The sequence below is a fragment of the Rhodococcus sp. T2V genome, assembly GCF_029269925.1.
Lineage (GTDB): Bacteria > Actinomycetota > Actinomycetes > Mycobacteriales > Mycobacteriaceae > Rhodococcus_F > Rhodococcus_F koreensis.
This window is the reverse complement of record NZ_JARJBD010000262.1, coordinates 1-1,827: the sequence shown is the minus strand read 5'-3', so window position 1 is coordinate 1,827 and position 1,827 is coordinate 1. Positions and strand designations below refer to the sequence as shown.

The 1,827-nt window shown below is 67.4% G+C and carries 1 protein-coding gene; it reads left to right on the top strand.

The features are described 5' to 3' along the window. Positions 1-252: 252 nt before the first annotated feature. Positions 253-1,716 (top strand): aminotransferase class I/II-fold pyridoxal phosphate-dependent enzyme, encoded by a 1,464-nt coding sequence (locus P3H15_RS53740; protein WP_276144782.1) that lies wholly within the window; start codon positions 253-255, stop codon positions 1,714-1,716. Positions 1,717-1,827: the final 111 nt, after the last annotated feature.

Below are 1,827 nucleotides of genomic sequence, written 5' to 3'. Positions count from 1 at the left end.
CTCGACCCCCACGCTGAGGTCGTGACCCGATTCCGTTGCTGCAACGCTCATTCACAAGGTATCCCCGGATCGCTCGCGACGAAACCGGCGGCCAGCGGGCTCAGCGGAAACCGATCACGTCCTCACCCCGGGCCCAGGGGTCGGGTGATCTGCTCTGTCGTACGGCACACGAAGAGCGAGGCCGGGAGAACGGTGTACGGGCCGACGGTGTCGAGGGTTCAGGGCGAAACGAGTGCGGGTACACCGTCGGGTATGGACCAGTCGCAGGCACCGTTGTTGGATGCGTTGGAGCAGTACCACAAGCTTGACCGCTACGGATTCTCCCCGCCCGGGCATCGTCAGGGCCGCGGCGCGGACGAGCGGGTGAGACGGGTTCTCGGCACCGATCCGTTCCGCGCGGACGTGCTCGCCTCCGGCGGTCTGGACGACCGGAAATCGAGGAACGGCTACCTGTCCCAGGCCGAACACCTGATGGCCGACGCGGTCCGGGCCGAACGGGCCTTCTTCTCGACCTGCGGCAGCTCCCTGTCGGTGAAGGCGGCGATGATGGCCGTCGCCGGCAACGATCCCGGCGGCCTGCTCGTCTCCCGCGACTCGCACAAATCCATCGTCGCCGGACTGATCTTCAGTGGTGTCACGCCCCGATGGATCACCCCACGCTGGGACGAGGACATGCACTTTTCCCATCCTCCGTCCCCAGAACAGGTACGGGCCATGTGGGAGAAGCATCCCGACGCGGCCGGCGCACTGATCGTCAGTCCGAGCCCGTACGGCACCTGCGCCGACATCGCCGCCATCGCGCAGGTGTGCCACCAGCGAGGTAAACCCCTCATCGTCGACGAGGCCTGGGGTGCGCATCTGCCCTTCCACGACGACCTGCCGACCTGGGCCATGGACGCCGGCGCCGACATTTGCGTGGTCAGCATCCACAAGATGGGTGCCGGTTTCGAGCAGGGATCGGTCTATCACCTGCAGGGTGACCTGGTCGACGGCACGCACTTGTCGCAATGCGCGGACCTGTTGACGACCACCAGCCCGAACGTGATGTTGTATGCGGCCATCGACGGGTGGCGGCGGCAGATGGTCGAGCACGGTGGGGAGCTGCTCGGCAGCGCTCTCGCACTCGCCGGCCGCACCCGGGAACGGATTGCCCGCATCGACGGGCTGACCGTGCTCGAGGACCGGCTCCTCGGGGAGCAGGCCTCGCACGACCTCGACCGCATGCAGATCCTCATCGATGTCAGCGACCTCGGTGTGTCCGGGTTCCAGTGCACCGATTGGATGCGGGAGCACTGCCACCTCGACGTCGGCATGCACGATCACCGCCGCATCGCGGCGACCTTGTCGATGGCCGACGACGACACCACCACCGGCCGGCTGGTCACCGCGCTCGACGACCTGGCGCAGGCCGCGGCTTCGTTCGATCCACCACCACCGATCTCGTTGCCGAGTCCCGAGGAGTTGCAGCTCGAGTCGGTGATGTCGCCGCGGGATGCGTTCTTCGGGTCGGCGGAGATGGTCGACGCGGACAAGGCCGCCGGGCGCATCGCGGCCGAACCCCTCACCCCGTACCCGCCGGGCCTTCCCGCCGTGGTGCCCGGCGAGCGGCTCGACCAGCCGGTCATCGACTATCTGCGCAGCGGCGTGGACGCCGGGATGGACATCCCCGATGCCGCCGACCAAACCCTCCGCCGCATCCGCGTGGTCGCTGTGTGACCAGTGAAGCCGACCATACTCGGATGTTCCCCGTCTTCGGATCCGGCTAGGGCGCGGCTAGCGTGAGTTTCCTAGGTAGCCGAGTTTTCGTGTCGCGTCGTGCGTGTTGAG

Excerpts from the sequence above, each read along its gene's own strand:
- P3H15_RS53740 (WP_276144782.1), top strand. The coding sequence starts at position 253 with ATGGACCAGTCGCAGGCACCGTTGTTGGATGCGTTGGAGCAGTACCAC.